This window comes from uncultured Paraglaciecola sp. (assembly GCF_913058035.1).
GTDB lineage: Bacteria > Pseudomonadota > Gammaproteobacteria > Enterobacterales > Alteromonadaceae > Paraglaciecola.
This window is the reverse complement of the sequence record NZ_CAJXPA010000186.1, coordinates 1-7,786: the sequence shown is the minus strand read 5'-3', so window position 1 is coordinate 7,786 and position 7,786 is coordinate 1. Positions and strand designations below refer to the sequence as shown.

The window sequence follows — 7,786 nt, the reverse complement described above, 5'->3', positions numbered from 1 at the left end:
CACAAGCAAATGTCGCCTGACGATTGTTCCCTCTCTGTATTAAGTGCTCTGGCACTCCTGCACTAGAAACTCGTAGTCTTCTCGCCATTAAACCAGCCTCTTTTTATTAATAAATAGGAGGATAGTTCATTTAAAATGACTCTGGCCCCTTTTATTACTGGCCCCTTTTATTATGACCCCTTTTATTCATGTTAATTGTTTATCATAAATCAAAGACTTGACCCGCAGATGATTCGAAGTATGCAAAAAAATCTGGCAAAATGGTTTTAACTATCTAATGCTTAACAATATCAAAGCCCAATAAAGAGGTAATATGACGATTCAAATTGCTGGTAAAGGAAACGCGCTTGGCCTAATACTATGTCTATTATTGGCATTACCTGCATACGGTACTGCTGAACCTGTCAATACGCCAGATACCGCACAGCACAACAGTGTGATTGAAGATTTGGAAAAACCTCTCTACACCCCCTTCGTCGAACGATATGTGCTTGACGAACTAAAAACACTTCGCACAGATTTGCAAGGGCAGCGTACAGAGTTCGTTGAACGATTTACCTCTACCGAGCTAGCGGCATCAGATCGCGCCATTAACTATGCGACCAGCACGGTGAACAATATTTTTTACATTATCGCAACGGCCGCCTCCATACTGGCGCTTGTTGGCTGGAGTTCAGTCCGTGAAATACGCCACAAGCTCAATGAGGTCATCGATCATAAAGTGACCCGTATTTCCGAAGACTATGAGCAGCGTCTGCAGTCTCTTGAAAGTAGCCTCAAAGATCGCACTAATCGCATCGTCGCTGCACAGGAAGACATCAGCCGCACCAATGCCCTGCATTCACTCTGGATGCGTGCGGGTTTGGAGGCGACACATCAGGCGAAAATAGATGTCTACGACCAGATTTTGGTGATTAACCCGACTGATACAGAAGCGCTAACCTACAAGGCCGACGAGGTATTAGAAATAGGGGAAGCACAATGGGCCCTCAGTCTTTGCAACAGAGCGCTTTTGATCGACGCAGAATATCATTATGCATTTTACCAACGGGCCTGCGCTAATTCGACCCTTAATCAACTTGATGCCGCACTGGCTGATCTGAGCAACGCCATAGAACTATCTGGCACCTATCTTGATGAGGCCAAAACGGATAAAAGTCTTGAAAACCTTAGGTCTTCCGGCAAGCTCGATGAATTACTTGAATTTAGTGTAGACAGCTGAGTCAATCAATTGAGTCGGATCAATAAAACTATCGGGGTCAAGAATTATAAAGACACCCATCGTAATAAATCGCAAAACTATTTTTTTGGCTGCTCGTTATCATGGGTGTCTTGTTAATTGCTCTTATTTTGGGGTTGCTATAGGGGGTGTCGATGAGGCTGACCTGAGATGAACGAGGCTTGGGCATAAGTGACTCCTTTCAATTTATGCTATTTCAATTGGTGTTATTAAAGCTTAGTGCAGTACAAAAAACAGTCAAATTATTATGGGTGGCCTATTAAATTTTTAGAGGTCTTGGCATAAATAAAGCGTAGAGCCCATAGTCTTATTAATCAATCAACTTGACCCCCTATCCTTTTATTAATAAATAGGAGGATAGTTCACTTAAAATGACTCTGACCCCTTTTATTGGGTCGCTGGCTTGCTTCTGTTATAGCAAATGAATCATTCGGATCATTCTTGTTGCCCCGTACAAAAGGCGTGACATGTTGAGCGGGGATAAGCTTCACATTATGACCTAATTTGGTCATCTCTCGCCCCCAGTAATGGGATGAATAACAGGCTTCCATCACCACCATCGTTGGTTCTTGCTGGCGCATAAAATCGAGTAACTCATGACGCTTTAACCGTTTATTAAACTGTGGTTTCATATGCTCATTTACACCACATGCTTGAAATACATTCTTTGCCAAATCAATACCTATTGCTCTAAGCTTCATCTTGGATACTCCCTATGTAAATAGTTGGGTTGAAACTACTATTTTGGCGCATTGACGCCGTAATAGGGAGTGTCCATCTCATCACCCATCGTAATAAACCCGAAAGCTATTTTTTGGGGTGGCTCGCTATCATGGGTGTCTTGTTAATTTGTTGTCTTGTTAATTTACAATCGCTCTTCCACCCAACCTCGGCGATGTTCGTAACTCTGTCCCGTAAATGTATCTTTGCCACACAAAAAAGAACGGCGAACACAGCGGGAAACACAATGGTAATAGGGAGTATCAATTAAACTGACTTGAGTTTTACGTGACTGAGGTATGACAGACCATCCTTGGTTGTTTGAGTACCTTAAAGGATTAGAACATAACGGCTGTTTTGCTACTTTTTAAAAATGGGTGTCTTCTTTAGTTCCAAAGAGTCATACCCATCATTTTATGCATGTTGATTTGGCTGTGATTGGGTGCTTTATTACTTTGGGTGTCTAATTTAGGTCGACCGTTTCTGAGGCCGCTTGTTAACTTGACATTACCCCACTTTGCCCCGCGACCTTTCATTCCGTTTTTTGCAAATTGCAAACTTATTACTATTGGATTCGCAATTTGAATATTACGGCTGAGTAAGTTTAAAAAACAAGAGAGTCATCGAATTGGCCGAGTGAACTTGTTAGGCCTTATAAACATTGGGATAACGAGCCCCATTGCCGCTAAATTGCTTATCAAACCAGCTCAAAGTGAAGATGGCATGATCATTGTAATAACAAATTAACTCTTAATAAATGAGGTTTATAAGGACGTATTCTGAAGCCATTCGCTTCAAGTTTTTTTTATTCATCATCAAATGAATTAAGGGGTAGTGACGTTAGGGCTTAATTAAGCTCTGAGCAAGATAACTTACTTAAAATGAAGGTGTATTATGAAACGGACAAATATATTACTAATCACCACGATGTTTTCTTTTGTGTCTAGTGCACACGCAGGTTTTATACCCTTAGATTTGTTAGATACAGAGCTAAATGACAAGTCGACCTATGCTGCTCTATATGTAAATTTGGGCGCAGGGTCAACTCTTGGTGGCAATATGCAGGGCTTCGCGCCAATTACGACCGGCGTAAACTCAGTCGTCGGGGGCAATGTCACGGCAGGGACAGCGGTGACATCTGGTGCGGGCTCAAGCATTGGTGGCTATATTCAGGCTGGAACCACCGCCATCACTGGCGTGGGTGCAAGCGTCGGTGGGAGTATTTTTAGCGGAACCACCGCGGGTACTGGTGCCAATTCAATTGTCGGTGGCGATATTGAAGCTGGAGGGCTCTATACGGCAGGCTCTGGCGCTTTAGTGAGCGGCAACGTTAATGATCAGCTTGAGCTCGTGCCAGGGTATATTGCACCCGCAGTTATAAATCAGAAAGGTCAACTTGACATAGTGCAAGCAACGTTAGACCAGCTGGGAGTAACAGAGGGATCAACAAATCTCGACATCACATTCGGTTTAGTCAACGAGACGCTCCTTGCTGGTGTATATGATAGTTTAAATTATCTGACCATTAGGGCCGGTAAAACCCTAACCCTTGACGGTCTGGGTGTAGACGGCGATTTCCTTTTCAACATCCATAACTACCTGGACTTTGCTGCAGGCTCAAAAGTAGAGCTGATTAATTTTACAGATAACAGTAATGTTATCTGGAATGTCATTGGCGATGCGGTTGGCTCATCTGGCTATATGCAAGCTGCCGCAGATGTAAGCATAAGAGGCTTTATTTTTGCGAATGGTTATGTCAATACAGGTGACCGTACTACGTTAAATGGTGTAGGTAATTCATGTGGTGGCGCTTTCTCAGTGAATGACTACGTCTTATTTGGGGCAGACAACATAGTAGGCGGGTTGGGTTGCGATACGTATTTCACAGATGTCACGGATGTCCCCGAACCTAGAACGGCTATATTTTTGTTGGGTTTAGCGGGCTTGTTATTTTCTCGATACAGAAAACAAAGAAAATCACAAGGACACCCATCGTAAGAAGACAAGAAAATAGGCTTTGCCGATAACCGCTTTGCTGGCTCCGCCAATGCTTTTACCGCATTTAAAGTTACAGTACAAAAAGGCTTATTTTAGGGGCAAATGGCATGCGGCGCCGCGCGGGATGCCATTTGAGCGAAAGTTGGAGGGACACATTTGGAACGACAACGGGTTTGGCGCCCATAAAATAAGTCTTTTTGTGCGGTTAAGAACTTTTGTGGAGAGAAATTACAGAGACATATATGGTCAATGACTTAACGTTTTTGAATGAATTACAATGTCTCGTTAAAACTCGTTAACGCTTTGATGTGCTTTACTGTTGAAAGGATTAAAGCAGCGTGAGTGCACAACGACAGAGACATAATCAAAAAAATAAGACATCTAATCTATCTCACACACTTTAAAGTTACAGAGACATCACCCATCGTAATTAATTTAAAATTTTTACGATGGGCGTCTCTGTAAATAATATTTAATACATCGACATGTAAAACCAAGTGCACATGATTACTCATCACAGCAAAGGCACAAATACGGTAGCCGCGCTATCAATGGCAAACACCGAGGATAGATAAAGTAAACGCTCTTCTACCCAACCTCGCCTGTGCTCATAGTTCTGTCCAGAATAATCATCCACACCACACAAATATGAACGTCGCACACAACGCGATACGCAATGATAAAACGGCGTATCAATTAAACTGATTAACCTCTTTCTTGCCTGTGGCATAACCCACTACCTTCAAAAATCAACCGTACATAAAATCTAGTTCACTATTTCATCTAGTCAACTACTTGTGGGTGTCTGCTTAGTATTGTAGCGATGGGTTTTGGTCTGAAACTGAGCATCTATTACAGACAAACTTATCAAATATTTTGAATAGCGTTCCAACTGAAATCAGAAGACTAGAGGCAGAATCTGAAGATAACTTTAGTGTCGTGATTGTTTGAAATAAAAAATATAAATATAACTCTTTCAACCTATCAAATTCTAGACACACGATTTTTAATATCGATAGATTCATTAAGTTTTCTCAATTTACTTATCGATATTTGATATTGCCCGTTGGTGGGGATTTTCTTTCCTGCGAATTGCTGCCAAACCAGTAAACCAGGGCCATTGTAGATTTCTTCAAATGCTCCGCTAGATAGTATTTTAATTACGATAGTGTGATCTGGTTCGCTACGAAAAGCGACTGACTTGGACTGAGTGGCTTTAATTTCCACTTGCTTACCACTACCGGTAACTGCATCAAAACCTTTGTTGGAAGCCGTTTCAAGTATTAGACCATAGGCATCAGAAACTAGGCACTCTCCAATGCTACCCACCATGTGGCCATCTGGAGTGAAGTGTCTGCCGGGAAACATTTCTTCTAGTTCAGCTACTGTTGAGTAAAGTTGTTTTATCAAACTTTGGAATTTTTCGTGATCCATCTTACCAATACTCCCTTTATAGATAGAGCTCGTTGACATCGTGAGTCACTGTTTTACACAGCAAAAAATTAAAACAACAAGAACAGCATTTTCATTTACCCTTCGGCCGGTAAAGCACGACTTGTGTCGTGCCCTTCCCTTTTTGTCTTTTCATTTCAAAAACGTTATTGAGCATTTGTACAACTTGAGTGGTTTTAGTTACTCCATAAGAACGAGGATCAAAATCGGGTTGTGCTCTTTTTAAAAAGCTACCTGCAGGTCCAATATTGACCCAGCCGTCATCATCCTGCAATTGCTCCCATGCTTTTTGTAATAGTGGTACGACTTCTGTGAGATTACCTTTATCTTGCAGTGGTTCAGTCTTTGTATCTTCTTCCGTTTTATCAGCATTATCCAAATTTTCGGTGTATACAAAGTCGTCACAGGCATTTCTAAATGAAACAGGTGTTTTCTTCTCACCTACACCAAAAACAAATTTTTCTGATTCTCTAAGCCTGGATGCGAGCTTGGTAAAGTCGCTATCACTGGATACCAGCGCAAAAGCGTCGATTTTCTCAGAGTACAGCAAGTCCATGGCATCAATAATCATCGAGGCATCAGTTGAGTTTTTGCCAGTGGTGTAGGCAAATTGCTGTATAGGTTGAATGGCTAACTCATTCAACGGTTTCTTCCAGTTCTTTAAATGTTCTATCGACCAATCACCGTATGCACGCTTTATCAGTACATGGCCATGTGCTGATATCTCATCAAGTACTGCTTTAAGCTTTGAAAGCTGTGCGTTGTCGGCATCAATAAGTACCGCTATTTTCTTGTGAACATCTAAGTCTTTCATATCTTTCCTTGAATCAATTGTGAAGTGGCAGTGTCTTGTGTAAACCGGCACTTGGGAAAAGAGGAGCATCCCAAAAAGCTATTGCCCACGTTTGCGCCTCGCTTGGCTTGACGTTCAACAAGGTGATTACCACATTTCGGACATATAGTATCAAGGGAGTTTGCCGAGCTTTGTGGTTGTGCTTGTGGCAATGGTTTTAGGCTTGATTTTGGAGTTTCTTTATTGGGGGTCGAATTATTCTGTATCTCTTTTACGATGCTTAACAACTCAGTACCGCCAATCAATTCAATAGGTTTATTTTCTGCAAAACTTGTAGCGTCACGAGTAAATCCCCCGCAACAGATGATAACCACCTTAGAGGCACTCTCGGCAGTCAATACACCAAACATCTCTCTAATTACTGAAACACCAACGTTTTTAGATCGCCATTGCTTACATTGCACCAGAGTAGTTTGATTGTCTTTTATCAGTTTGACGTCTACACCACCATCAGGTCCAAAGCCATTCTCAATCACGCGAAAGCCTTTTCTGCGATAGGCTTCAGCTACGAGCTCTTCAAACTCTTTCCAACTGAGGGCCTTAATAGAATCAATATCTTGCTGCTCATCGAGTAATTTGCGTTTACGTCTGCCATTAAAAAATGCAAATGGAGCGGCAAGTAAAAAAGTAATTGCGAATAATGGACCCGCATATGGAAATGATTTAAAAATCATGTCCACTATTGGGTTACCCGTTTCGACATTGGGTAATATGTGGGTTAAACCAACATAAGTAATAGCGGCAACAACAACCGATGTCCACCAAGGCGCTTCGGTAAGTAAATTAAAGAAAGAGGTGTTTCTTCTGGCCATGGAATGTTTTCCTTAACAACGAAATGTGCGGTTTCTATATTTAGTGAATACTAGCAGATAGAAACTTTCGAAAGGTATGAAATAGCCAAATAAAGTACTCGATTGAACACTTAACAGTTGGTGAAATTTTTGTGATTAACAGAAATAACTGGCTGAGTTAGTTACATAACAAATGAGCTATCCGTCAAATACACTTAAAGTGACGCCCAAATTTATGCACAGCTAAATATTAACCACTCTAAAAAAAAGCTCAGAGGCTTAATCTGAGCTTTTAATTTAAATTAACATGGTTACAACAATAAATTAGTGATGGAAACCGCTTTCAACACTTTCGGGTGATAAGTCAGCCGATGCAAATTGTATGATACTGTCGGTAAATAGGGGGTCAAGTTACTTGATTAATAAGACTCTGGGTACCTCTAATTTCTTCATACTAATTCATACTGGCCAAAACGGAGCGTCTTGGTTTGTATTTTTGATTACGGACACTTTGTTTTACTCATACGTTTATGATGAGTAAATTATGCAGCAGATTGATAGGTAGCATAAGGACGTAGGTTTATTAGTCGCTTACGTTGATTAAAAGTCTTATTAATCAAGCAACTTGACCCCCCATCCTCTGGGTAAAACCAAATTAAATCAGGGCTTTACGGCGATTCGTAATAAATCGCAAAACTATTTTTTTGCTGCTCGTTATTATCGGTGTCTTGT

6 protein-coding genes and 3 pseudogenes are annotated in these 7,786 nt (G+C 41.2%); 2 read left to right on the top strand and 7 right to left on the bottom strand.

The window, feature by feature from the left end:
* Positions 1 to 313: 313 nt before the first annotated feature.
* The gene (locus QZ562_RS17795) at positions 314 to 1,222 is read left to right on the top strand and encodes a tetratricopeptide repeat protein (RefSeq protein WP_293763167.1); all 909 of its coding nucleotides are present in this window, start codon (positions 314 to 316) and stop codon (positions 1,220 to 1,222) included.
* Positions 1,223 to 1,623: 401 nt separating this feature from the next.
* Here the strand turns inward: QZ562_RS17795 and QZ562_RS17790 are convergent.
* The 3 genes and pseudogenes from QZ562_RS17790 to QZ562_RS17780 form a co-directional block, all read right to left on the bottom strand.
* Positions 1,624 to 1,941 (bottom strand): annotated as a pseudogene (locus QZ562_RS17790) (transposase); the annotation flags it as partial.
* Positions 1,942 to 2,108: 167 nt separating this feature from the next.
* A pseudogene (locus QZ562_RS17785) lies at positions 2,109 to 2,261 on the bottom strand (Type I secretion system protein TolC); the annotation flags it as partial.
* A gap of 85 nt (positions 2,262 to 2,346) precedes the next feature.
* Positions 2,347 to 2,517 (bottom strand): hypothetical protein, encoded by a 171-nt coding sequence (locus QZ562_RS17780; RefSeq protein WP_293763164.1) that lies wholly within the window; start codon positions 2,515 to 2,517, stop codon positions 2,347 to 2,349.
* A 337-nt stretch (positions 2,518 to 2,854) separates the two neighbouring features.
* Here QZ562_RS17780 and QZ562_RS17775 point away from each other — a divergent pair, with 337 nt between their 5' ends.
* Positions 2,855 to 3,958 carry an ice-binding family protein gene (locus tag QZ562_RS17775; protein ID WP_293763162.1) on the top strand — a complete coding sequence of 368 codons (1,104 nt, stop codon included), beginning with the start codon at positions 2,855 to 2,857 and terminating at the stop codon, positions 3,956 to 3,958.
* 479 nt (positions 3,959 to 4,437) lie between these two features.
* On the opposite strand, the pseudogene QZ562_RS17770 reads toward QZ562_RS17775, so the two are convergent.
* The 4 genes and pseudogenes from QZ562_RS17770 to QZ562_RS17755 all read right to left on the bottom strand — a co-directional run.
* Positions 4,438 to 4,688: pseudogene (locus QZ562_RS17770) on the bottom strand (transposase); the annotation flags it as partial.
* Between the two features lie 254 nt (positions 4,689 to 4,942).
* Positions 4,943 to 5,392, bottom strand: a complete 450-nt coding sequence (locus QZ562_RS17765) for a hypothetical protein (RefSeq protein WP_293763159.1) — start codon at positions 5,390 to 5,392, stop codon at positions 4,943 to 4,945.
* Positions 5,393 to 5,483: 91 nt separating this feature from the next.
* On the bottom strand, positions 5,484 to 6,224 hold the full coding sequence (locus tag QZ562_RS17760) for an NYN domain-containing protein (RefSeq protein ID WP_293763156.1): 741 nt from the start codon (positions 6,222 to 6,224) through the stop codon (positions 5,484 to 5,486).
* Complete coding sequence (locus QZ562_RS17755; RefSeq protein ID WP_293763153.1) at positions 6,221 to 7,075, bottom strand: restriction endonuclease; 855 nt, start codon at positions 7,073 to 7,075, stop codon at positions 6,221 to 6,223. Before QZ562_RS17755 ends, QZ562_RS17760 begins: the two co-directional genes overlap by 4 nt.
* Positions 7,076 to 7,786: the final 711 nt, after the last annotated feature.